The sequence below is a fragment of the Flavobacterium sp. PL002 genome (assembly GCF_054165825.1).
Map to the genome: position 1 here is coordinate 3,061,045 of NZ_CM135110.1, position 25,374 is coordinate 3,086,418.

25 protein-coding genes are annotated in these 25,374 nt (G+C 32.5%); 11 read left to right on the plus strand and 14 right to left on the minus strand.

Annotated features, from left to right (window positions below):
* Positions 1–20 precede the first annotated feature (20 nt).
* The 7 genes from ACVEGE_RS13345 to ACVEGE_RS13375 form a co-directional block, all read right to left on the minus strand.
* Positions 21–296, minus strand: coding sequence for an ATP-dependent Clp protease adaptor ClpS (locus ACVEGE_RS13345; protein ID WP_192500908.1), 276 nt, complete (start codon positions 294–296; stop codon positions 21–23).
* A 38-nt stretch (positions 297–334) separates the two neighbouring features.
* The gene (prmA, locus tag ACVEGE_RS13350) at positions 335–1,195 is read right to left on the minus strand and encodes a 50S ribosomal protein L11 methyltransferase (protein ID WP_192500909.1); all 861 of its coding nucleotides are present in this window, start codon (positions 1,193–1,195) and stop codon (positions 335–337) included.
* A 106-nt stretch (positions 1,196–1,301) separates the two neighbouring features.
* Positions 1,302–2,054, minus strand: a complete 753-nt coding sequence (gene tpiA / locus ACVEGE_RS13355) for a triose-phosphate isomerase (RefSeq protein WP_173853051.1) — start codon at positions 2,052–2,054, stop codon at positions 1,302–1,304.
* A gap of 50 nt (positions 2,055–2,104) precedes the next feature.
* Positions 2,105–2,605, minus strand: a complete 501-nt coding sequence (locus tag ACVEGE_RS13360; RefSeq protein WP_192500910.1) for a TlpA family protein disulfide reductase — start codon at positions 2,603–2,605, stop codon at positions 2,105–2,107.
* A gap of 210 nt (positions 2,606–2,815) precedes the next feature.
* Complete coding sequence (locus tag ACVEGE_RS13365; protein WP_173855698.1) at positions 2,816–3,892, minus strand: ABC transporter permease; 1,077 nt, start codon at positions 3,890–3,892, stop codon at positions 2,816–2,818.
* 78 nt (positions 3,893–3,970) lie between these two features.
* The gene (locus tag ACVEGE_RS13370) at positions 3,971–5,071 is read right to left on the minus strand and encodes a BT_3928 family protein (protein ID WP_192500911.1); all 1,101 of its coding nucleotides are present in this window, start codon (positions 5,069–5,071) and stop codon (positions 3,971–3,973) included.
* A gap of 9 nt (positions 5,072–5,080) precedes the next feature.
* On the minus strand, positions 5,081–5,623 hold the full coding sequence (locus ACVEGE_RS13375; RefSeq protein ID WP_173853047.1) for a DUF1599 domain-containing protein: 543 nt from the start codon (positions 5,621–5,623) through the stop codon (positions 5,081–5,083).
* Positions 5,624–5,771: 148 nt separating this feature from the next.
* Between ACVEGE_RS13375 and folP the strand changes: the two genes are divergently transcribed.
* Together folP and ACVEGE_RS13385 are read left to right on the plus strand one after the other, a co-directional pair.
* On the plus strand, positions 5,772–6,602 hold the full coding sequence (gene folP, locus ACVEGE_RS13380) for a dihydropteroate synthase (protein WP_192500912.1): 831 nt from the start codon (positions 5,772–5,774) through the stop codon (positions 6,600–6,602).
* A complete protein-coding gene (locus ACVEGE_RS13385; RefSeq protein WP_192500913.1) occupies positions 6,599–7,228 on the plus strand; it encodes a hypothetical protein in 630 nt (209 codons plus the stop codon). The genes folP and ACVEGE_RS13385 overlap by 4 nt, the downstream gene beginning before the upstream one ends.
* Before the next feature lie 39 nt (positions 7,229–7,267).
* Here ACVEGE_RS13385 and rlmH read toward each other — a convergent pair whose 3' ends face one another.
* The 6 genes from rlmH to ACVEGE_RS13415 form a co-directional block, all read right to left on the minus strand.
* Positions 7,268–7,741 carry a 23S rRNA (pseudouridine(1915)-N(3))-methyltransferase RlmH gene (rlmH, locus tag ACVEGE_RS13390; RefSeq protein WP_192500914.1) on the minus strand — a complete coding sequence of 158 codons (474 nt, stop codon included), beginning with the start codon at positions 7,739–7,741 and terminating at the stop codon, positions 7,268–7,270.
* A gap of 57 nt (positions 7,742–7,798) precedes the next feature.
* Positions 7,799–8,095 (minus strand): antibiotic biosynthesis monooxygenase family protein, encoded by a 297-nt coding sequence (locus tag ACVEGE_RS13395; RefSeq protein WP_192500915.1) that lies wholly within the window; start codon positions 8,093–8,095, stop codon positions 7,799–7,801.
* A gap of 5 nt (positions 8,096–8,100) precedes the next feature.
* Positions 8,101–9,519, minus strand: a complete 1,419-nt coding sequence (locus ACVEGE_RS13400; protein ID WP_192500916.1) for an amidohydrolase family protein — start codon at positions 9,517–9,519, stop codon at positions 8,101–8,103.
* Between the two features lie 228 nt (positions 9,520–9,747).
* The gene (locus ACVEGE_RS13405; RefSeq protein ID WP_225738113.1) at positions 9,748–11,673 is read right to left on the minus strand and encodes a mechanosensitive ion channel family protein; all 1,926 of its coding nucleotides are present in this window, start codon (positions 11,671–11,673) and stop codon (positions 9,748–9,750) included.
* Positions 11,674–11,734: 61 nt separating this feature from the next.
* A complete protein-coding gene (locus ACVEGE_RS13410) occupies positions 11,735–13,015 on the minus strand; it encodes a DUF2254 domain-containing protein (RefSeq protein ID WP_192500917.1) in 1,281 nt (426 codons plus the stop codon).
* A 96-nt stretch (positions 13,016–13,111) separates the two neighbouring features.
* A complete protein-coding gene (locus ACVEGE_RS13415; protein WP_192500918.1) occupies positions 13,112–14,176 on the minus strand; it encodes an endonuclease/exonuclease/phosphatase family protein in 1,065 nt (354 codons plus the stop codon).
* A gap of 260 nt (positions 14,177–14,436) precedes the next feature.
* On the opposite strand from ACVEGE_RS13415, the gene nadC reads away from it, so the two are divergent.
* The 4 genes from nadC to priA all read left to right on the plus strand — a co-directional run bounded on the left by nadC (position 14,437) and on the right by priA (position 19,410).
* A complete protein-coding gene (gene nadC, locus ACVEGE_RS13420) occupies positions 14,437–15,294 on the plus strand; it encodes a carboxylating nicotinate-nucleotide diphosphorylase (RefSeq protein ID WP_192500919.1) in 858 nt (285 codons plus the stop codon).
* Between the two features lie 139 nt (positions 15,295–15,433).
* The gene (locus ACVEGE_RS13425) at positions 15,434–16,366 is read left to right on the plus strand and encodes a YihY/virulence factor BrkB family protein (protein ID WP_173853038.1); all 933 of its coding nucleotides are present in this window, start codon (positions 15,434–15,436) and stop codon (positions 16,364–16,366) included.
* A gap of 117 nt (positions 16,367–16,483) precedes the next feature.
* A complete protein-coding gene (locus tag ACVEGE_RS13430) occupies positions 16,484–16,909 on the plus strand; it encodes a DUF2147 domain-containing protein (RefSeq protein ID WP_173853037.1) in 426 nt (141 codons plus the stop codon).
* 47 nt (positions 16,910–16,956) lie between these two features.
* Positions 16,957–19,410, plus strand: coding sequence for a replication restart helicase PriA (gene priA, locus ACVEGE_RS13435; protein WP_192500920.1), 2,454 nt, complete (start codon positions 16,957–16,959; stop codon positions 19,408–19,410).
* Here priA and ACVEGE_RS13440 read toward each other — a convergent pair whose 3' ends face one another.
* A complete protein-coding gene (locus ACVEGE_RS13440) occupies positions 19,411–20,106 on the minus strand; it encodes a LytR/AlgR family response regulator transcription factor (RefSeq protein ID WP_173853035.1) in 696 nt (231 codons plus the stop codon).
* 165 nt (positions 20,107–20,271) lie between these two features.
* On the opposite strand from ACVEGE_RS13440, the gene rpsF reads away from it, so the two are divergent.
* The 5 genes from rpsF (at position 20,272) to ACVEGE_RS13465 (ending at position 25,340) form a co-directional block, all read left to right on the plus strand.
* A complete protein-coding gene (gene rpsF, locus ACVEGE_RS13445; RefSeq protein ID WP_026709513.1) occupies positions 20,272–20,613 on the plus strand; it encodes a 30S ribosomal protein S6 in 342 nt (113 codons plus the stop codon).
* Positions 20,614–20,618: 5 nt separating this feature from the next.
* Positions 20,619–20,915 (plus strand): 30S ribosomal protein S18, encoded by a 297-nt coding sequence (gene rpsR, locus ACVEGE_RS13450; RefSeq protein WP_066077030.1) that lies wholly within the window; start codon positions 20,619–20,621, stop codon positions 20,913–20,915.
* 66 nt (positions 20,916–20,981) lie between these two features.
* Entirely contained in the window at positions 20,982–21,419 is a 438-nt protein-coding gene (rplI, locus tag ACVEGE_RS13455; protein ID WP_173853034.1) for a 50S ribosomal protein L9, read from the plus strand.
* A gap of 99 nt (positions 21,420–21,518) precedes the next feature.
* Positions 21,519–24,734 (plus strand): TonB-dependent receptor, encoded by a 3,216-nt coding sequence (locus tag ACVEGE_RS13460; protein ID WP_192500921.1) that lies wholly within the window; start codon positions 21,519–21,521, stop codon positions 24,732–24,734.
* 132 nt (positions 24,735–24,866) lie between these two features.
* Positions 24,867–25,340: a DUF6495 family protein gene (locus ACVEGE_RS13465; protein ID WP_173853032.1), complete on the plus strand. Its 474-nt coding sequence runs from the start codon at positions 24,867–24,869 to the stop codon at positions 25,338–25,340.
* Positions 25,341–25,374 lie beyond the last annotated feature (34 nt).

The following is a 25,374-nucleotide window of genomic DNA, read 5'->3' on the forward strand; positions in this document are numbered from 1 at the left end:
ATTAACGATATTATTAGTGTTTAGATAATTTCAGCACTTATTCCTGCTTCTAGTAATCTAGTACATTGTGGCTTCAACTTATCTAAGGGGCCCGTTTTTACCGTACACTTTCCGTTATAGTGAACAATTAATGAACATTGTTCAGCTTGTTCAGGAGTGTGGTCACAAACGCGAATTAAAGTTTCAATTACATGGTCAAAAGTATTCACGTCATCATTATAAACTACAATTTCGTTGTTTAAGGTAGGTGCTTCCTTTCGGCTGACTTTTTCTCTTACTTTTTCTTTAGTACTCATTTTTGTACGTTTTGATTTCGTAATTATTAATTTAGATACTAATTTACGTATTTTAATGAAACCCAGTTGTTTCTTTGAAACTTTTTAACATAAGTTAATCCTTTTTCAACGCAAGAAGCATCTATAAATGGAATGTCTTCTTCATAAAAGCCACTTAATAATAAAGTTCCCTTTGGGTTCAAGCAATCAACATAAGCTTGCATATCATTCAATAAAATATTTCTATTGATGTTTGCAATGATTAGGTCGTATTTTTTATCTTTCAACAAAGCAGCTTCACCTTCATAAACGGTAATGTGTTTGCAATTATTGCGTTCTGCATTTTCTATAGAGTTCAGGTAACACCAGTTGTCTATGTCAATAGCATCAATAGGTTGTGCCCCTTTCATTTCGGCAAGAATAGCTAGAATAGCAGTTCCACAACCCATGTCAAGTGTTTTCATTCCGGTAACCTCTATTTCTAATAAATGCTGAATCATCATGTGAGTAGTCTCGTGATGACCGGTACCAAAACTCATTTTTGGTTCAATTACAATGTCAAACTCTGCGTCTGTTTTTGGGTGAAATGGAGCTCGTACATGGCAGTTTCCATCTACATCAATAGGTTCAAAATTCTTTTCCCATTCTTCATTCCAGTTTACTTGATCGATTTCTTCAAAAGTATAATCAATTTTAAATTCTTCAGATTTTAAAATATGAATATCTTCAAGAATTTTCTCATCCCACAAATCCTTTTGTACAAAAGCAGAAACGCCAGTTTCTGTCTCTGTGAAACTTTCAAATGCAGTTTCACCTAATTCAGCAATTAGTATTTCTGAACCCAGTTGCATTGCTTGTTCGTTATCGCTAGTGTCTTTTGGTACTATGTTAAAATGGTATCCAATATAAATATTTGACATGTTTAATTTTTTTGCAAAGGTAGTATTTCTCTTTTATGGAATATTATAAAAATAAAAAAAGCGGTAAATTTACTTTACCGCTTTTTAAAATATAATAAAATACTATCTAAATAGCATTGATAATTGCTACAAAATCATCTGCTTTTAGTGCAGCTCCACCAATAAGACCACCGTCTACATCAGGTTTAGAGAAAATTTCATTTGCATTTTCAGGTTTTACACTACCACCATAAAGGATACTCACTTCGTCAGCGACATCAGCTCCAAAATTCTTACGAACATTTTCTCTAATAAACGCATGCATTTCTTGCGCTTGTTCTGGTGATGCCGTTTCTCCAGTCCCAATTGCCCAAACCGGCTCATAGGCTAAAACGATATTTTTCCAAGCTGATTTTTCAATATGGTACAATCCGTCTCTCAATTGATTTTCAACTACATTAAAATGTTGTTTTTCTTGTCTGTCTTTTAACTCTTCTCCAAAACAGAAAATAACTGTCATTTCATGCTTTAAAGCAGTATCTACTTTATTTGCAATCAAAGCATCTGATTCATTAAAAATCGCTCTACGTTCAGAGTGACCTAAAATAACGGTATTTACACCAATACTCTTTAGCATGTCTGCCGAAATTTCTCCTGTAAAAGCACCACTTTCTGCTTGGTGCATGTTTTGAGCAGCAACATCAATATTAATAAACTCTAAGTGATCAACGGCTGAAGCCAAGTTTACAAAAGTAGGAGCAACGATTATTTGTGTTTCAGTATCAGTAGGAATCTTTGCAATTAATTCATTTAATAAATCTTCGGTTTGCTCTGAATTTTTGTGCATTTTCCAGTTTCCAGCTACTATTTTCTTTCTCATTTTAGTCTTTTTAATGTGGTGGGTATTTGTTTTTTAGTTCTTTATTAAGATTATTTTAAATGCGTTAAAGTTGCATTGATTTTATCAAAATCAGTTTCGATGGCTCTGTATAAAGCTATTTTTCCTGTTTTGTCAACAATGATGTATCTTGGAATCCAGTCTAGATCAATTGCTTTTGCAAAAACACCTTTCATTTGGTCATTAGCCATAAAGTGTTCTCCTTTTAAATCGTGTTTTTGAATGCCTTCTTTCCATTTGTCAGCAGTTTTATCCATAGAGATAAATACATAAGCTACATCAGGATTATTAGCTTGCAATTCTTTGATTTTAGGCATTGCTTTTACGCAATCACCACACCAAGATGCCCAAACCTCTATAACTAAAGTTTTTCCTTCATATTTCTTTAAAATATCTTGAAAAGCAATTTGTTGGTCTTGGGTATCTAATAAGGTTTCTGATAAAGCTTCTTTAGAAAAAGAAGTTTGTTGTGCTTTAGAGTCGGCACATGATATTGCTACGAAAGCTGCAAGTACGGCTATTAATTTTTTCATTTCTTTTATTTTTAACAAAGTTAAACAAACAATTTGAATGCGAATCAAAGATTGTTTTTTTTTGATTTTAAGCAAATAAATGCAGTAAAAACAATGTTTTAGTGCTAAAATGACAAAATGAAAACGTAATAGTAGGAATATAAAATAATGATATTCTTAAAAAAAGAGCTTCTTTAATTAGAAATAACGATTAAAAACGGAGGTATTGGATTAAGACAGACGTATTTTAGGGTCTAAATAGGCATAAATAATATCGACAAGAATGTTGATTATGACAAATGTGGTTGAAATTATTAAAACAGATCCCATAATTACCGGTAGGTCTAAATTGTTTAAAGCTTCAACAATTTCTTTACCTAAACCGTTCCATCCAAAAATATATTCGACAAAAACAGCTCCTGCAAGCATGGAAGCAAACCAGCCAGATATGGCTGTAATTACTGGATTTAATGAGTTTTTTAAAGCGTGTTTACGAATGATTTGGAATTCTGATAATCCTTTGGCTCTAGCCGTACGAATATAATCTTGTCCAAAAGTTTCTAGCAGTGAATTACGCATTAGTTGAATCACAACTGCAAGAGGTCTAATCCCTAAAACTATAGCGGGTAGAATAATATTTTTCCATTGAATATAGCTTCCGTTTCCAAAATCGTCTACTTCATACAAACTTCCTGTCATATTAAGATGTGTGTATTTTTGCAACACAAATCCAAACAACCAAGCAAATAATATAGCACTAAAAAAGGACGGAATACTCATTCCTAATGTACTCACAAGAGCGATAATTCTATCAATCCAAGTATCTTTATTCAGTGCAGATACAATGCCTAATATAATCCCGAATACAATGGCAATTACAATGGCAAAAAGAGCCAGAATTGCTGTACTCGGTAAGGTGTTTCCAATAATTTCAGATACTTTTTTTCCGCTTTTTTGAAAACTCTCTCTTAAATAAGGTGTTTTTATAACTGTGGTTGTATTGCCAATAGTAAATAAGGAGGCAGCATTGTATTTTCCTTCACTTAAAAAAGTATAATCATTATCATTTGTACTGTGAAATGAAATAGGAGCGAGGTCATTCAAATAGTATAAATACTGTGTGGTAATGGGTTGATCAAAACCATACTTTTTCTTGATTAACGCCAGTTGTTCAGAGTTTTCATTTTGATCTAACATCATTCTGGCAGGATCACCAGGTAAAACATTAAATAAAAAGAAAATAACCGTAATTACTCCATAGAGAGTAAGCAGCGCATATCCTAGTTTATTGAAAAAGTATTTTAGCATTTTTATTGGGTATAAAACGATTGAAAGCCTTAAAATTAAAACAAATTGTGCTTTTAAGGCTTTTAAAAGTGGGGTAGATTACAATTTCAAATCATTAATATCGTTGTAATGTACTTTTTGTTTAATCGTTCCTTTTTCGAGTACAATAAGACTTGGATTGGCTCTTTCAATTGTTTTTAAAGTAATCGCATCACAAGTGTAGTATTCAAAATCAAGACCGTATTTTTTCTTGGCTTTAGCAATTTCTTCTTGCGATGAATTGGTCATTCCAACCATTTTATATCCTTTGGCTACAGCCGCATCATTTAATTTTTTAAGCTGAGACATTCCCGCCTCATCAGCAATGGTTAAGTCATAACTTACCGCCATAATTAGTTTTGGCTCTTGCAACAATTCTTCTTTATAGTCAGAATCGTCTTTCATCATCGTGAAATCATGAATTGGCGGCACGTAACCTTCAGATAGTACATTGTCTTTTCTATCAACAAAAGTAGCTCCTTCTGGAATTGCCATTAAATCAGCTTCTTTAAATTCAGTATTCACTCCTTTTACATTGTAAATAAAAACCATTTCAACTACTGACTTAGGTGCACCTTCAGGAATTTCCATTCCTTTTTCGATATTAGTTCCTACCTTATAAGGTCTGAAATCAATAATAGGTAAGTGATTTAGTACCCAAACAGCCATTAGCATGCACAAAAAGATGCTTGCATAAGCAATAATATTTTGAATACTTTTATTGAATAGCGGTGTAACTAATTTTTTATTTATGAATAATATCAGGATGAAGAATAATAATACCACATCTTTAGTGAATGACTGCCAAGGGGTTAGTTTTAAAGCATCTCCAAAACAACCACAGTCTTTTACCACATCAAAATAAGCAGAGTAAAAAGTCAAAAATGTAAAGAATACAATCATAAGCAGCAAACTCCAAATAGTGAATTTGGATTTGTATCCAATGAGTAACATAACACCAAGAACTACTTCAATTATCACTAAAAATAAAGCTAATGCAAGTGAAAAAGGCACTAAAAAAGGCATGTTGAAAACAGGTTCACTAAAGTATTCGGCTAATTTATAAGAGAAACCTACTGGGTCATTTAATTTTATTAATCCTGAAATTATAAAAAGTAATCCAACAAATATTCTTGAGAATTGAGTAATAACGTTTTTCATATCTAAAATTTATTCTTTTGTATCCATTAATATTAAGGCAAAAATCGCGTAATTTATCATGTCTTGGTAATTGGCGTCAATTCCTTCTGATACGATTGTTTTTCCTTTATTATCTTCTATTTGTTTAACGCGCAGTAGTTTTTGAAGAATTAAATCAGTCAAAGAACTGATTCTCATTTCGCGCCAAGCTTCACCATAATCATGGTTTTTAGCTTCCATTAGTTCTTTAGTAAGTGCAACCTTAGTATCATACAAAATGGTTGCTTTTTCTACATTTAAATCAGGTTGATCCACAACACCTAATTCTAATTGTATTAGAGCCATTATCGAATAATTGATAATCCCAATAAATTCTCCTCTTTCATCTTCATCAATTTTTCTGACCTCATTTTCTTGCAAGCTACGGATGCGTTGTGCTTTGATGAAAATTTGATCTGTAAGTGATGGCAATCTCAAAATGCGCCACGCACTTCCATAATCGGTCATTTTATTGATATATAGTGTGCGACATATCGCGATCACCGAATCATATTCTTGAGAAGTATTCTTCATTATTGGTGTATATTTGTCTAAAATTTGCTCAAAAATAGGGATAAATTTTAAAAAAGTTTAAAGTTTAAAGTCTAAAGTTACACGAATACCTTCGTTTAGCGTACAAAGAGGATTAAACAACAAACAAGAATCTTTAAACAGCCAATTAATGACAATAAATTGTAAAGGACAACTTATCGACTTATCCGTTCCTAAGGTAATGGGAATTTTGAATACTACACCTGATTCTTTTTTTGATGGGGGAAATTACAGCAATGAAAATGCTATTGTAAACCAAGTTGAGAAAATGATTGCTGATGGTGCCACATTTATTGATGTAGGTGCATATTCAAGTAAACCAAAAGCTAATTTTGTATCAGAAGCGGAAGAATTGAAGCGAATTGTCCCCGTAGTAAAATTAATTTTAAAACATTTTCCAAGCGTCCTACTTTCTATTGATACGTTTAGAGGAGCAGTGGCTGCAGCTTGTTTAGAAAATGGTGCAGCATTGATTAATGATATTTCGGCAGGACATCTTGACGAAACAATGTTAGAGGTGATTGCAAAATACAAAGTGCCTTACATTATGATGCACATGCGCGGGACTCCTCAAACCATGCAACAATTGACAAATTATGACGATATTGTAAAGGAAATGCTTTTTTACTTTTCTGAAAGAGTACGTAAGGCAAGAAGCTTAGGTATTAATGATTTAATTATTGACCCTGGTTTTGGTTTTGCAAAAACAGTGGAGCAAAATTATGAAATAGTACAAAAATTAGGGTTGTTTAAAATGTTAGAATTGCCTATTCTTGTGGGTGTTTCTAGAAAATCGATGATTCAAAAAGTTTTAGGAGTTACGGCAAGTGAAGCTTTAAACGGTACGACTGTTTTGAATACCATAGCAATTACAAAAGGAGTTACTATTTTAAGAGTTCATGATGTTAAAGAAGCAGTCGAATGTGTAAAATTATATAATCAAATAAATAAATTAAGATGAAATATAGTATTATAATAGTGTTTTTATTCTTGTTTTCTTGCGGAAATAAAGAAGATATATTATTGCCAAAAGCAAACCATACCATCGTAGGTGATGTTCAAGATCATTCACCTATTTATATTTTTTTTAGAACTAAAGACAACGATACAATAGCAGAACTCAATAGAAAGAACAGCATTATTTCGACAAATTGGATTCTAAATATCGACAAGCGTCTGCCTCTTAAATTAGTTATTCCAGAAGTCATTAAATTGCAAACTAAAAAAAGAGAGGAAGTTGCTCATAAAAATGAACTAGCCGAAAATTATTACGCTTACGCTGATAGCATTGGTAAGAACATGGCTTTTATCCCTTTTACAAATGTGTATTATAAAATGGAAAAGCCATTAAATGAAGGTTTGATTTTTTATTTTAAAAAAGGATCAGATTCTGTTTTAGTTAATAGTACTAATATAAAAATAACAGAGATTTTAAATTACATGAACCGCTTAAAATTTGAAGTTTCGCCTACAATTGTTTTGGCTTTTGATAAAAACATGAGTTTCCAGGAATATGTAAGCACTAAAGTTATTATTAGAGAATTAGATTCTTTTACTAAAGAAACCCCTGAGGAATTCATCTATTAATATTAAACTAAATATAGAAAACAGAATATTGATAAAAAATCACTGATGGTGGTACGGTTCATTTCTTAATATTGTAAACCCGCGATACAATTGTTCGATAAAAAATAAGCGCACCATTTGATGTGAAAAAGTCATTAATGAAAGCGATATTTTTCCTTGTGCTTTGGCGTAGACCGTATCCGAAAAACCGTAGGGGCCACCAATTACAAAAACTAATGTCTTGATCCCGGAGTTCATTTTCTTTTGCAATTCCTCTGAGAAACCTAAGCTAGAGAAGTTCTTTCCGTTTTCATCTAATAATACAAGTTGGTCCGTGGCAGTAACTTTTGCTAGAATTAGCTCGCCTTCTTTTTCTTTTTGTTGACTTTCTGATAAGTTTTTTACGTTTTTTATATCCGGAATAATTTCTAAATCAAATTTGATATAAAATGACAAACGCTTTGTATAATCGTCAATTAAAGTTTGTAATGCTTTATTATCGGTTTTACCAATAGCAATAAGTTTGATGTTCATTATTTAAGTTTTTCTGGATAACAAAACAGTTATGTAACGGTTTTACTTTTTGATAATTTAATATTGTTGTACTATTTCATAATGTTCAACAACAGGAAATGGATCGTAATAGTGATGGAGTAATTTTTTCCATTCTAAATATTCTTTTGATGTTCTAAAACCTACGGTGTGGTCTTCTAGTTTTGCCCAATCTACAAGAAGTAAATATTTATTTTCTTGCTCTAAACATTTCCTTAAACTGTGTCCTAGATAACCATTAATCGCGCTAATGTATTGACTTGCAATTTTAAAATCACGCTCAAATTGTTTCTCTTCTCCCTTTTTTACATAGAGAATAGCGGTTTCTAGAATCATGATTTTTATTTTAAAGGAAAATTAGCCTCAAATTTAGCAAATCTTTGATCTAAATCATTCAATAATTGCTGCTTTACTTTAGTATCTTTTATAAAACTATAATTGATACTGTTGTACACATATTGTTTAATGTCAGCGTAGTTCACGTCTTGATATCTTTTAGCTAATAAAACATATTGTTCCGTCATATTAGTACGTAAAATTCCAGCATCGTCTGTGCTAATCACAATAGGCACGTTGAATTGTTTATATAGTGAAATAGGATGACGATTTTCTTTAACCCTTAAAATAAACTCGTTACTTACCAGGTTTATTTCAATAGGAATATGCTGTTTTGCCATGTATTGCAATAAGGAATACGAGTTTTTTTCATACGCCATATCTACACCGTGACCTATACGGTTTGCTCCAGCAACATAAATAGCATCATTAATATGCCATGTTAAATCTTCGGGTTGAACTAAACCTAAAGTCAATTCACCTGCATGTAGCGTGTATTTTACATTAGGAAAAACACTGTGGCAATAGTTAAACATAACCATGTGCAACCAGTAATCTTTCATTGATGTTTCGCCGTCTTCTGGAGAGACAATGTTAACCCCAGCCATTAAATCACTTGAATCAGCAGAGATAAAAGCGACAACTAAGTTTTTGAATAAATCAACCGGTTCCATGAAACGCAAAACAAAATTCTGGTAACGCATAGTGAAATTAGCATCGTCAATCTTTAAATCATTGTGCATTTTTGCAACAAAATTAGTATTGAAATTTTGCGCATCTTTCTTAGCTTCTCTTTTTTGAAAAGTTTTGTAAAGTGATTCTAATAATTTTTTTACGGCTTTCTCATCTTTATTTGCAGCTGCTTGTCTTAACTGCGTATTAAAATCAGTCAAGTCAGCTGTATTAATGTCTGACGGAATCGTAGATAATTGTGTTTCTATGTAACTTAAGTTTTCTGAGATGGCTCTGTTTTTTAGTTCCAATAAACCTTCTCCAAAATGGCCAGGAATAGCAGGACTAAATTTCCCAAAAGATTCAAAAAATAATTTGTCAGAAGGATAGCTCACGCCGTTATAATCCTTAGCAGACCATTTTTCCATTATTTTTTGCTTGTAAGCATATAATTCACCACGTTTACTAATACTTGAAAATTGCTCCCAATTTCCTGTAGCAGGTTTTTCTTTAAGCACTTCCATTGTGGTAGTATTCAAATAAAAATCGTCATTTATAGCGTCTTCAAGCATGGGTTCAGCATAAATTGAACCACTAAAATGATGGTGCAAGTCACCACCTTTAGGCATTTGTGCAAAAAAAGCAGTTAATTCGGCTTCGTTATTTCTTATTTTTTCAAAATAGCTGTTGGTATTTTGAGCTTGACTTAAGTTTATTATAGCCGAAAGTATCAGGGTAATATATATTTTCATAAGTTAAATTTAGTATGGGTAATGGGATGTTTTTTAGGTAAGCTTTTAAGTGATTTGAAGTTGAATCATTTTTTATGATGGCTTACATTTTACTCTAAAACTGAGCAAAGATAATAGATTATGGGATTAAAAAAAAATACAGTGAGTAAGCAAGGATTTATTGTTGTATAAAATGGCTTGTATAATTTAGTTTATACAAGCCGTTTATAATTTATTTATGAGTCGTTTTTACTCTTTTTCTGCTTGGTTTTTAAAGTTGACATTAAAAGAGGGCGCCTTATATTCTTTTCCTAAATAACTAGCAGGAATGGTTGATGTATTTCCATCTCTTGCGGCACGATAATGTGGAGACATAATTTCTATTCCTTTTTCGTTGCATACATCTTGAATATTCTGGTGCAAGTTAGAGTAGATTATGGCCTGTTTATTTGGTTCTTTTACGTAAGCGTTAATTTCGTAAGAGACATAAAAATCATCTAAACTCGTTTGAAGTACAAATGGCTTAGGATCTGGGAGTACAAGTGGTGTTTTTGAAGCGGCTTCAATTAAAACGTCGTGCATTAATTTCCAAGGAACATCATAACCTATCGTAACAGTGCTGTGAATAATGAGCCCTTTTTCTGGTGCATCACTGCTATAATTGATGGTGTGACTCCCCATTACAGTAGAATTTGGAATAGAAATTATTTCGTTTTTAATAGTTCGTATTCTAGTTACAAGTAATGATTTTTCGATAACATCACCCACAACTTCCCCAATTTTTACGCGGTCACCAATTTTAAATAAACGCATATATGTTAAAATCAAACCAGCTATAATGTTCGAAAGTGACCCTGCAGATCCAAAGGTAAATAAGAAACCAAGAAAAACTGAAACTCCTTGAAAAACAGGAGAATCACTACCGGGTAAATACGGAAAAATTACGATCACCATGAATGCAAAAACGATTACTCTGATTATTTGGTAAGTGGGATTTGCCCAATCTGCGTAGAATCCAGGGATTTCTAAATTACCCGTATGTATTTCATTTTTAAGGAATTTAATTGCTTTTAGAACATACCTAAAAACAAAAATGATAACCAGTATTGTAATTAGATTAGGAAGGTAATTCCAAAAACCAATAGCTATTTTTTTAAGCGGGTTTAGGATGTATCCAAAGAGGGTTCCGGCAAAATCCTTTGTCCAAGGAAAAATTCCAAAAAGTATTGGTAAAGCAATGTAAACCATTAGTAAAATGAAGATCCATTTTAAGACTGTATTGACATTCAACAAGGCGTTTACTTGTTGCTTAGCGTCGAAAAGTGTGAAATTCCGAATTTTTATTCCTTTTATTCGTTTGTTTTCTTCATTTTGAATTTTAATAGCAATCCAATTAAAAAATTTCCTCAAATAGAAAATCAGTACTCCCATGATGACTAGTACTAATAATGCAAGTCCTATTTCTTGAGCTAGTGTTGCAATGTCAGTTTCTTGTTTGTAGGTGGTTACAGCGTCAGAAATTATTTTTTTATATTTTGCGGCCAAGTCTTTTTTAGTAGTGTTGTTCCATAGAATATCATTCTCAGAGATACTAATCACAATGCTTTCTTTGTACATTAAATCCTCAGTAGTTTCTGCTTCGATCACTTTTAGGGAATCACTTTTAAATCCGTAATCGTTTCCTAGTTTTTTTATTCTGCTAGAAATGGCATCCGCTCTATCTTTTGCTGAAAAGCTCCCTAATTTACTGTAAATAGTAAAAAGTGTATCATTGAAGAACCCCATAACAGGGTATCCTTTTGCCGTAAGGCGCAATAAATCAATTTGCGCTTTCTTTTGCTCTAAGCGTTTGTTCTCTTTAGAATATAATTCTTGTAATTGTTTTTGTAGTTCGTCTTTTTTTAGATTATCTGTAGTTTTTAAAGACAATATTTGTGCTTCAAGAGTTGCTTTCTTAATAGAATCACTCACTCTTTGGGATTCAATAATTGCAATTTTTTGATTAAAATTCTTGATAATAGCGGTATTAACCGAATCATTTTTTACGGTTGTAGTATCCTTTTGTTTTACCGTTTCTTGTGCGGTAGTATTTAGTGTTAAAAGGAACAATAAAAAGCTAAAAACAAGTGATTTCATAGCAATTAAAATTGCTGAATATTTTTTATATGAAAACATAAAATTAGTATTATGAGATAAAATGTAGGCGTTAACAAGAGCGTAAAAATAAATAAAATGCCTAAAGTAATGCGCTTTGTTTAAATTGTTTTGTAAATAAACTTTCTTTTTCTAAAAGGAGTATGTCTGCTTCGAGTTTCATTACGGTTTTAGCTCTTTCAAATGCTTGAATAGAATTATGTGAGCATGCTGCTTGAATGTCTTTTTGAGCGATGTTTGTGAGGGAGCAAAATGCTTTTTGGAGTCGGATCATTACTTCAATATTTGCAGCACCATCTCTAGCAATGGGTCTAAAAGCATCTTCAAATAAATCAGATATAACAAGTTCAGGAACAGCTATTCGATCATAAAGAACTTTATTTAATGGAGCAGTGTTGACGGTAATATTCCATAATGTAAATAGGCGCACATGACTACTGATGATTTGGATTGCGGTTCCAGGATCGTTCACAGCGGGAGAGAGTGCTCGACTGGCAATTTCGCTTAGCGTAATAAGTCCAAAGCGTGGATCCTCATCAAAATAACGCATGTGTGAAACTGTAAAAGCCTTTTTTAAGGTTTGATAATCAACTACTGCTGTATTGCTAGTTTGAGAAACGATATACAGTAAAGGTTGGTCTAATGAAATGAATTTTCCAGGAAGGGCATTTATGGTGAAAACAGCATCAATTTTTGCAGCTATTTTTTGTAATTCAGCCATGTTTATTTTTACGACATAGCCAGTTAATTCACTATAAATTGGAATGGCTTTCTCTTGATTTTGGTTTACTTTTATTCCATGTAGCGTAGGTGAAGTTAGCCGATTGTTGATTGCATTTGCAGTAGCGTCTTCAATTACTTTTATGGTATGTCCCATTCTACCTAATCTAGAAATGCGTTCTACCCAACGTAAAAAGGTAAGGATTACTAAACTAAAAAAGAGTAAAGTAAAAACAAACAACGTAAAGAGACCTGCCTTGCCATAATAACCATTTTTTAAAGCAACTAAGGCAACGATGCTAAAGATAAATGAGCCAATGAAAACGGAAAGCGCATTTTGAGAAACATCATCAGTAATGATTAGTTTTAAAGATCGGGGAGTAGCCGTATTGCTTGCTGCCGCAAAAGCAGATAACATAGAACCTACTGTAAATGTAGCAATTACAAGCATGCTGGCAGCAATAACATTCAGTAATTCGGATAGCGATTCGTTTTTTATTTCAGGAACCAATTCGTGTAAACGAGTACTATCTGCTAATTGTGCAACCAGAGCTCCTAGAATAGAAAGGATACAGAAAATTACTGGTCGGAACCATAATTTTTCTTTTATGCGTTGAATAACAAAGAGTATGTTTTCATTCATAGCGTAGAGGTTTTGAACCAAATTAGTACAAAATTGTTGAAAAAGCTAAAATTAGTATCTTAAAAGATTTAGCGTGGTGGCAATAGAATTTTATTGTTATAAGGGCTCTCCGTTGATGCCAGCCGCAATTTTTTCATTGGCTAAAGCCTTATCCTCTTTGTCCGCAGTCATTTTATCCGCCTCGTCTTTGTGCGCAATAACGACACTAATACTGATAGGGAAATGATCAGAATCAATAGATTTCTCGACGTTCATTTTTACCAATCTAAAATGACTGCTTAAAAAGTAGTGATCTAATGGCCATCTCAGTAAAATCTTTTTAGCATGGAAAGTACTATACATGCCGCGACCACGACGAGGATCCATTAATTCACTAGTTTTTAAAAATAATTCAGTTGTATAGCTCCATGCCACATCATTCATATCTCCCATAACTAAACAAGGATTTTTATACTCTTTAGCCATTTTACCAACCATTAAAATTTCGGCATCTCTCTCAGTGCTAAATTTATTTTCTTGAGGAACAGGAGGGGTAGGGTGCAAACCGTAAATTCTAACTGTTTGATTATTATAGATTACATCAGCAATGATAGATGGGATTTCATCATCAATTAAGTAATTAATTTGTTGCTTTTTTAAAGGTAGTTTGCTGTAAAAAAGCAAACCATAGGTGTTTTCTTGGGGGATCTCTATATAATGAGGGTAGGTTTCTCTAAGATTTTTTACCGCGTCAAGCCATTTTTGATCGGTTTCTAGCAAAAAAATAATATCAGGATTATTTTTCTCAATTAGGTCAAGTAATTTATGATGACTTTCATTGTATTGATAGACATTAGCTACCAGTAGTTTTAATGTTTCATTATTAGGCGCTTTTACTTTGTCAATCATGGTTTTACTTAAAAAAGTAAAAGGCAAAATAACATAAAATAGATGTATAAAGGTAAGTCCTAGAAAAACAATTATAGCCCAATCAAGGAGCAATTTAGTATCCCTAAAAAATAGTAACCATGCCGTTATGAGTATTGCTGTAATGACAAATTTTTGTAAACGAGGGTAGTCAAAAACTCTAAAAACCCAAAAATCTTTTTTTACTAAAGGCAGCAACACAGTAACGGTTAGTAAGAAACTAAAAAAATAAAGAATGATTTTTGAAATCGGCATTATAAGTGATTTAAGAGATGTTGTTTTGTGATGTAAAATGTTTTTGTGCTGCTGTAATTTTTTAAAAAGAATAAAAGTAAACATTACTAGATTAAATGTTCGTTTTTTATTTAAATTTTAGCATTCTGTTTTAGTTTGTTGCGTTTTATTTTGGCGAAAGCCTAGCAATTTGAATTTCTAGCATGCGAATATTTTTAGAAAACAAATTTTTCAATACGTTAAAAAACGACTACTTTAGCAGTATATAAACTTTTTATAAAATGATTAGTCAAAAACAATTTGAAACCGAGTTACAACTATTAATTGCTAATGCTATCCGTGAGGATGTAGGCGATGGCGACCATAGTTCGTTAGCTTGTATTCCAGAAACGGCACAAGGAAAAGCAAAACTTTTAGTCAAAGATAACGGGATAATTGCAGGAGTAGCTTTTGCTAAAATGATCTTTAATTATGTTGATCCTAAACTAGTTGTTGAAACTTTTATTGAAGATGGGGCTGCTGTAAAATATGGTGATATTGTCTTTCATGTTTCGGGTAGTTCGCAATCTATTTTAAAGGCTGAGCGCATGGTGTTAAACTCAATGCAACGTATGTCAGCCATTGCTACAAAAACAAATAGCTACGTGAAATTACTTGAAGGAACTCAAACAAAAGTTTTAGACACCCGTAAAACAACACCAGGATTTCGTGTTGCTGAAAAATGGGCAGTTACATTAGGAGGAGGTGAGAACCACCGCTTTGCGCTCTATGACATGATTATGCTTAAAGACAATCATATTGATTTTGCTGGAGGGATTGCATTGGCAATAGCCAAAACTAAAGTGTATCTTAAAGAAACAAATAGAGATTTAAAAATTATTGTTGAAGCCAGAGATCTTACTGAAGTAAAGGAAATCCTTGAAGCAGGTGGTGTTTATCGCATCTTATTAGATAATTTTGATTATAAAATGACCAAAGAAGCGGTGCAAATAATAGGTGATAAATGTTTAACAGAGTCATCAGGAAACATTAATGAGGAAACCATAAGGCATTATGCTGATTGTGGTGTAAATTATATTTCTTCAGGTGCATTGACGCATTCTATTTATAACATGGATTTGAGTTTGAAAGCGATTTAATTATTTTGGCAAGGTTTTAGCAGTGTATCTATAGGTATTGATGCCTATTGAGTGTAAGTTTGTAAGAGTAAATCCGGATTTGCTTTTAAAAATAAAAAGCTCTTTTTGTTTAAAACGTTCTAATAAAAAAGTGTCATTAATGTCTGTAGAAATAGAAGAAAGAATTGAGCAAATTCCCATATTAAGGAGTTTAGTTCGGCCTTTAAAAAAAGTAAAGCTTCCTTGGTTACAAGGTCTTACCCTATATGATTTATTAGAAATATATGGAGTAGGTATTGCCGAAGGAGCGTTATCAAACAGGGCTGGATCTATTGCTTTTAGTTTTTTTATGGCGCTGTTTCCTTTTGCATTATTTATTTTGAATTTGATTCCGTACATCCCAATTGAGGGATTTCAAGATGATTTTTTAAAATTTGTAGAAGATGGCGTGCCGCCCAATACATTCTATGCTATTTCTAATATTGTCAATGATATTTTGCACAATAGTCACTCTGGATTATTATCATCTGGATTTTTATTGTCTATATTTTTAATGGCAAATGGACTGAATGCGATCCTAGGAGGATTTCAAAATTCTAAGCATGTATTAGTAAAAAGAGGTTTTTTTCAGCAATATTTTATTGCAGTGGGAATGTCGCTAGTATTATCAATTTTATTAATCGTAACGGTAGCCACTATAGTAGTTTTTGAGGTTTTTATTCAAAAATTAACTGCTAGAGAATTTCTAAGTGAGCAAATTCCGTTAGTCGTTTTAGGACGATACGTGTTTTTAATCTTAATGATACTTATTACAACGTCAATACTGTTTAAATTTGGAACCAAACATGATAAAACGCGTTCTTTTATTTCAATAGGATCTGTTTTTACCACAATCTTCACCATTATTATATCTTACTTCTTTGGTATATGGGTGATTAGGTTTTCAAAATACAACGAACTTTACGGTTCCATAGGAACGCTTTTAATCGTTATGTTTTACATCTGGATTAATTGCATGATCCTTTTATTAGGATTTGAGCTAAATGCAACCATAAATAAACTAAAGAAGAAAAATATTCCTCAAATAACTTAGATAGTTTAACTAATTTTATATTATGTTTGGAAAAAAATTAGGAGCTATTCCTGCTATCCGCTGTATCCACGCAAAAAAGCGTGGGATGCCGCTACTATCAGGGCTAAAAAAAAAATCATGAAAAAAACCATCACCACATTTGCATTATTATTTATGACCACAATTTTCTATTCGCAAGGAGTAGTAGGAAAATGGAAAACTATAGATGATGAAACAGGAAAAGCAAAATCAATTGTCGAAATTTATGAGCGTTCAGGAAGGTATTACGGTAAAGTAGTAGAGCTTTTAGACCCTGCTCATGTAAAAGATTTATGTAAAGATTGTCCTGGCGATGATGCTAGAAAACCTATTCTAGGATTAAACGTTATTAAAGGATTAAAGAAAGACGGAAATGAATATGACGGAGGGAGTATTCTAGATCCTAAAAGCGGAAAAGTTTACAGATGTTTATTAGAGCTTGAAAATAGTGATAAACTAAAAGTTCGTGGTTACATTGGTTGGGCAATAATAGGAAGAACACAATACTGGTATAGAGTTAAATAAGCGTTTGGTTTATTTAGCGTATTACCCAAAATCTATAAATTAAATAAATGCTGTTTTTTGTCGAAGTAATTTTACCGCTTTCACTTGCTAAAACATTTACTTATAGTGTTTCAGAAGCAGAATATAATTTTATCAAAGAAGGGATGCGCGTATCGGTCCCTTTTGGTAAAAGTAAAATATACACAGCATTAGTTATTGCTACGCATCAAAACAAACCTTCGTTATATGATGCAAAGGAAATCAATCAAATTCTTGACGAAACCCCTATTGTAACGCCTATTCAAATTGCGCATTGGCAATGGATTGCTAGTTATTATATGTGCGCCATAGGCGATGTTTATCGGGGTGCAATGCCTAGCGGATTACTACTGGAAAGCGAAACTATTATTTCTCAAAAAGTAAATGCTACAGTTGATGAGAATTCACTATCTGATGAGGAGTTCTTAATATACCAAGCCCTGCAACTTCAATCTTCATTGAAGGTTCAAGATATTATTAGTATCTTGAATAAAAAGAACATATTTCCAGTTATTCAAAAATTAATTGATAAAAACGTAGTAACACTTCAGGAAGAAGTTCAGGATAGTTACAAGCCTAAACTGGTACGCTATATTCGCTTGAGCGAAGACTATAACTCTAATGAAGGGTTGAGTGGGCTACTGGAAGTTTTAAAAAACGCCAACAAGCAAAAGGAGTTGGTGTTAAGTTATTTTCAACTGCACGCCTCCGAAAAGAAACCTATTACAGTAAAAAAACTTATTGAAAAAGCTCAATCATCATCGGCTGTAGTAAAAGCGCTGATTGATAAAAAGGTGTTTGAGGATTACCTTATTCAAGAAGATAGGGTAGATTTTAGCAAAAATAGAACAGCTAAAGAATTACTATTAAGTCCAGCACAACAATTAGGTTTTGACCAAATAAATACTGTTTTTTCTGAAAAAGAAGTCTGTTTGCTTCATGGTGTAACAGCCAGTGGTAAAACAGAAATTTATATTAGACTCATTGAAGAGTATCTTTTAACAGGGAAGCAAATACTTTATTTATTGCCTGAAATTGCGCTAACCACTCAGTTAGTGTCTCGATTAAGTGCTTATTTTGGAAATAAAGTGGCTGTTTTTCATTCGAAATACAATAACAATGAACGCATAGAAGTCTGGAGACAAGTATTGCAAAACTCTGATAAAGCCCAGATTGTTATAGGAGCTCGTTCAGCACTGTTCTTACCTTTCTCTGATTTGGGACTTATAATTGTTGATGAAGAACATGAGGGGACCTTTAAACAAACTGACCCTGCACCACGTTATCATGCGCGAGACACGGCAATTGTATTAGCTAATTTTCATAAAGCTAAAGTATTGCTAGGATCTGCTACACCTAGTATTGAGACTTACTTTAATGCAACGAAGGGTAAGTATGGATTGGTTGAAATTAAAGAGCGATATGGTAATGTGACCATGCCGGAGATTCAATTAGTAGACCTCAAGGATAAATATTTCCGAAAAAGAATGAAGGGACATTTCAGTGATACTTTGATCGAAAGTATTACTAGTGCCAAAGCACTTGGTGAACAAGTTATTTTATTTCAAAATAGGAGGGGATATTCTCCTTTATTAGAATGTATGACTTGCGGACATGTGCCACAATGCCAACAGTGCGATGTGAGTTTGACGTATCACAAGCATAAAAATCAACTGAGATGCCATTATTGTGGGTATTCTATAGCTAAACCTACACATTGCCATGCTTGTTCAAGTATTGATTTGACTACAAAAGGTTTTGGTACAGAGCAAATTCAGCAAGAACTAGAATTGCTTTTTCCGGATAGTAAGATTGGTAGAATGGATCAAGATACTACAAGAGGTAAGTTTGGTTTTGAAAAAATCATTGACAGTTTTAAAAATAGAGAAATAGATATATTAGTAGGTACTCAAATGCTGGCTAAAGGATTGGATTTTGATAATGTAACCTTAGTTGGAATTATGAATGCTGATAATATGTTGTTTCATCCTGATTTTAGAGCTTTTGAGAGAAGTTTCCAAATGATGACTCAAGTTTCCGGCCGCTCAGGAAGGTCTGAAAAGCAAGGTAAAGTAATAATTCAAACCTATAATCCAGATCACAATACAATCCAGCAGGTGACAAATAATAATTATTTGGGCATGTATAAGGAGCAATTGTATGATCGCCAGATATATAAATACCCACCTTATTTTAGAATCATAAAGCTAACATTGAAACAGCGTGATTATGACAAGTTGAAGGAAGGGGCTATGTGGTTGTACCAAGTAATGAATCAAAATTTAGATATTCCAGTATTAGGGCCAGAGGAGCCTTCGATAAATAGAATCAGAAATGAATATATCCGAACAATAATTATTAAAATTCCACAGAGTGCTTCAGTAGGAGGTATAAAAAAAACTATCCAGAAAATGTTGAATAGTTTTGATGCTGTTGCTCAATATAGAGCTATTAAAGTAAGTGTTAATGTTGACTTTTATTAATTAGGCAACAGATAATGCTTTTACAAGATCTTCTTTTTTGTTTCTACTCAAGGGAATTTTAGTAAGACCGATTTCTGCAAACTTACTATTGAAACGCTCTACCTTATCGATATTAATAATGTACGATTTGTGAACGCGAACAAATTTATTAGTAGGTAGCTCTTTTTCAAAAGATTTCATCGTAGAAAGTACTAAGTTGCTGTCATCTTCAGTAACGACTCTTACGTAATCACCAAAAGCTTCAATCCATTTAATTTTAGAAGTAAATATTTTAAGTTTTTTAAGGTTACTTTTAATGAAAATATGTTCTCCTTCTTCGTCTTTATTGTCTGTTTTAAGTAGGTGCATGTCCATCGCTCTTCTAACCGAAGAGTTAAAACGATCTAATGCTATAGGTTTTTGAAGGTAATCAGTAGCGTCATAATCAAAAGCCTTCATGGCATATTCAGCCTTAGAAGTAATGAATATGATTTGAGGTTTTACTTTTAATCCATCAAGAAAGTCAAAACCACTTATTACAGGCATTTCAATATCTAGAAATATTAAGTCTACGTCATTTACTGACATGCAACTTTTAGCTTCGATTGCATTAGAGAAATCACCTACTAAGTGTAAATTAGTATGATTATTCACTAACTTTGCAATGATCATCCTTTGAATAGAACTATCATCTACAACGACACAGTTTAGTTTCATAATATTTCGATTTTAGATTTGTAATGTAAATTTAATTTATTTTTTTAATATACACTACTCATTTAGTGTGATTTTTTGCATTTCATCGATAATTTTAAAAAAAAGCTTGATGGTTATAAAAAAAACGTTACTTTTGCACCCAAATTAACAATAAAATAAATTTTTATGAATCATTATGAAACTGTTTTCATTTTAAATCCCGTTTTATCTGATGTTCAGGTGAAGGAAACAGTAAGCAAATTTGAAGATTTTCTTACTAGTAGAGGTGCTACTTTTGTATCTAAAGAAGACTGGGGTCTTAAAAAAATGGCTTACGAAATCCAAAACAAAAAATCTGGATTTTACCATTTGTTTGAATATAACGTATCAGGAGAGGTTTTAATCGCTTTTGAAACTGAATTCAGACGTGACGAAAGAATTATGCGTTTTTTAACGGTAAGTCTTGATAAACATGCTATCTCTTGGGCTGAAAGAAGAAGAGCAAAACTTAAATCTCAAAAAGCTTAATTATTATGGCAACATTACAACAATCTGCTTCAGGAAAAAAAGACGGAGATATCAGATATCTTACTCCTTTAAATATAGAAACTAACAAACAAAAGAAATACTGTCGTTTCAAAAAATCAGGTATCAAGTATATCGATTATAAAGATGCTGATTTCTTATTGAAATTCGTAAATGAGCAAGGAAAAATTCTTCCTCGTCGTTTAACTGGAACTTCTTTAAAATACCAAAGAAAAGTGTCTGTAGCTGTTAAGCGTGCACGTCACTTAGCTTTAATGCCATACGTGGCCGATTTATTAAAATAATATTAAAAATAAAGTTGTTGTCCCGATAACTATCGGGACTAACTTCTATAACACAAGGACAACAACATGGAATTGATTTTAAAACAAGACGTTCAAAATTTAGGATTTAAAGATGACGTAGTAACTGTAAAAAACGGATACGGTCGTAATTTCTTAATCCCACAAGGATTTGCTCATTTAGCTACTTCTTCTGCAAAGAAAGTATTAGCTGAAAACTTAAAGCAAAGAGCGCACAAAGAAGCTAAAGTTGTAGCAGATGCACAAGCATTAGCTGAAGACTTAAAAGCTATCGAAATTAAAATATCTGCAAAAGCAGGTGGTGAAAAATTATTCGGTTCAATTACGAATATTGATATCGCTGCTGTTTTAGCTAAAGGTGGTCAAACAATTGATAGAAAATTCATCACTAGTGGTATCGTTAAACGTACTGGTAAATATACAGCTACTGTACGTTTACATAGAGATGTTATCGTTGAATTACCTTATGAAATTATTGCAGAATAATAACGTATAGTTAACTTTTTGTTAATAAATTATAAAAATCACTCCTCGGAGTGATTTTTTTTTGTTTAGTTTTGCAGTAAACAACACAAAACCAAACAAATGAAAAATTTTATTACTTTCTTGTTTGTCGTTTTAGGATTGCAGTTTTCAATTGCACAAACTACTACTTCAAGCATAAAGGGAACTGTAAAAAGTTCCACTTCGGAGTTGCTTCCTGGAGCAACGATTCTGGCAATACATACGCCAACAGGTTCTAAGTATTCTGCACTTACAAATGAAGACGGTAGATTTAATATGCTTAATATGCGTATTGGTGGTCCTTATAAAGTGGTAGTATCTTATATAGGTTTCGAATCACATGAGTATAATGAAGTGTACCTTGAATTAGGAAAACCATTTACAATTGACGCTTTATTAAACGATGAAAGTCAACAATTAAATGAAGTGAAAATTACAGGTTCTAAAAACAAGGTTTTTGGAAGCGGTAGAACAGGTGCCGAAACTACAATTGGTAGAAAAGAATTGACTGCTTTGCCAACAATTTCAAGATCTGCAGAGGATTTTACACGTTTAGAGCCTTCAGCTAGTGGTGGATCTTTTGGTGGTAGAAACGATCAATATAATAGTTACTCTTTAAACGGAGCTGTTTTTAACAATCCTTTCGGATTAGATGCTGCTACTCCAGGTGGGCAAACAGGTTCTCAGCCAATTTCTCTAGATGCAATTGAGCAAATTCAAGTAGCAACAGCACCTTATGATGTAACCTTGTCTGGTTTTACTGGAGCTTCAGTAAATGCAGTTACTAAATCAGGAACAAATGAGTTTCATGGTACTGCTTATGCATTTTTTAGAAACCAAGATTTAACAGGGAGTAAGATAAAGGGAGATAAAATTTTTGTCCCTTCTTTAGAGCAAACGCAAGCTGGTTTTAGTATTGGTGGTCCAATCATTAAAAATAAATTATTCTTTTTTGCTAATTATGAAATTGAAAAAAGAAGCGATTTAGGTTCTAATTTTACTGCAAATAATGGAGATGGTGTTACAGGAATCAATGAATCTAGAGTTTTAGAGTCGGATTTAGTTGCTGTAGCTACTGCCTTAGGAAATTTAGGTTACAATACAGGTGCTTATCAAGGTTTTACTCATAATTCTGATTCGAATAAGGGTATTATTAAATTTGACTGGAATATTAACGATGATAATAAATTAGCAGTTATTTATAACTTTTTAGATGCATCAAAAGATAAACCTGCTCACCCTACAGCTTTAGGTTTTAGAGGGCCTAACGCTTCAATATTACAATTTCAAAATTCAGGATACCAAATTAATAACAAGCTAGACTCTTTTTTAGTGGAGTTGAATTCAAAGGTAAGTGAGACTGTTTCTAATAAATTACAAGCAGGGTATACACACTTCAATGATTTTAGAAATCCTTTTTCTGATCCTGCTCCTGTAATTACAATTCAAGATGGATCTGGTGCAAATTATATTATTGCAGGTAATGAACCATTTTCTATTAATAATACTTTAGACCAAAAAGTATTGCAAATCACTAATAATTTAAGTTATATAACTGGTAATCATTCTTTTACTTTTGGAGTTTCTTTTGAAAAATATAAATTTCAAAACTCTTTTAATTTAGGTGGTTATGATAATTTTGGTAACCCAAATGGATATGCAGGTACGTTTTTTACCCCCTATTTTAGTGTTCAAGACTTCTTAGATGATGCATCTAAGCCTTTTGCTACTAGTATAATAGCTCAAAATTTACAATATGCTCAAGATACTGATGCTTTAAAAAATTCTTTTGCTGTTGGTCAAGATGGTGGTTGGAAGTTAGCGGAACTTAATGTTGGTCAAGTTGCCTTGTATGCGCAAGATGATTGGAATGTAACTGAAACATTTAAATTAGCTTTAGGGTTAAGAATTGACAAGCCCTTGTATTTTAATACATCAGATATGATTCAGAAATATATTGATACTGATAATGGTGCAAGTAGAGATAATACTATAGATTATTTTAATCCACAAACAGGTCAATCTGAGAAATTAATCTCGACAACGTTGCCAAGTAATAAAATATTATGGTCACCAAGGTTAGGGTTCAACTGGGATGTTACAGGTAATAAAACCACACAACTACGCGGAGGAACGGGTATATTTACGGGTAAATTGCCATTTGTATGGTTAGGAAATCAAGTAAGCGGATCAGATGATGGCTTTTTCCAAATTATGGATAAAGATTTCAAATGGCCACAAGTGTGGAGGTCAAGTTTAGGTTTAGATCATAGGTTTGATAATGATTACATAGTAACTCTTGATATGTCTTATAATAAAGATATAAATGGAGTGCACGTTCAAAATTGGGGATTAATTGCGCCAACAGGAACTTTAAGTGGCGCTGATGGTAGGGCAATTTATTTAGCCTCGGATAAAATTTATAATAATGTTCCAGCTCCAAATGGTCCTAGTGCTATCAATGGATATGTTATGACAAATTCTAATAAAGGATATGTTTTTAATACCTCTGTAAAAGTTCAAAAAACGTTTGATAATGGTTTATTTGCTAGTTTAGCCTATAATTATTTAATATCTAAAGATGTTAACTCGATTGAAGCTGAAATTACTGGTGATGCATTTGCATTTAATCCAGCTTTAGGAAATGTGAATAACGCGGTATTATCTAATTCTAAATATGGAGACACGCACCGTTTTATAGGTGTAGGTTCTAAGAAATGGAAGTATGGTAAAAATGACAAATGGGCTACTACTGTTTCTACTTTCTTTGAATATGCTCAAGGTGGACGTTTCAATTATATTTATGGTGGAGATATTAATAATGATGGTTCTGGAACAAATGATTTACTTTATATTCCTACTACTGCAGAAATTAGTTCAATGAATTTTTCTGGTGGTCCTAGTCAAGGTGCTGCTTTTGATAAATTCATCAATCAAGATGATTATTTAAGCGGAAGAAGAGGACAATATGCAGAGCGTTATGGTGCTTTGTCCCCATGGAGAGGAAAATGGGATATGAAATTAATCCAAGATTATAACTTCAAACCTTCTTCAAGTTCTAAAACAACAAATACAATCCAGTTTAGTGTTGATATATTAAATGTAGGGAATTTAATTAACTCTGATTGGGGATTAGTTCAAGTACCTACAAGTGTACAGCCAATAGGGGTAAGTGTTGATCAAACAACAAAAATACCTACTTATACTTTTAACGGTACACAAACAAAAACATTCAATTACGACGCAAGTTTATTATCAAGATGGCAAGCGCAATTTGGAATTAGATATATTTTCTAGTAATAAGGAATATATAATGAAAGCCTTCTTGAAAAAGAAGGCTTTTTTTTGGTTTAAAAATTATAAATTTGCACAAGATTAAACTATTTAAAACTTTGTGCCTTTGCAGGCTTTGCAGCAAAAATAAATTTCATGAAATATACAAGATTAACAAAAGAACAATTTGAAGAGTTAACACAAGAATTTACTAATTTTTTAGCAACTCAAGCAATTGATAAAGCAGAATGGGATAAAATAAAAGCCGATAAACCAGAAGTAGCTGAGCAAGAATTAGATGTTTTTTCTGATTTGATTTGGGAAGGCGTGCTTTCTAGAGCTGAATATTTAGAGCATTTTTCGAAAAATCATATTTTTCTTTTTCAGAGCTTTGATACCTATGTAAATTCAATTGTTTTAAAATCATTAGTTCCAGAAGTTGATTTCTTGACTAAAGAGGGTTTACAATGGTTGAGTGATAATATGTTTACAGAAACAATTGAAATGAAAACTGGTAAGAAAGAATTTTCTGAAGAGCGTAACAGTTCTCTTTTTGCATTGATTCAGCAAGGAGCTTTTTTAAGTGACGGACAATTATACAAACAAATTAATTCAATTATTGAAGGGTAATATTGATAGAATTCATTATTAATTGGTTATTTTA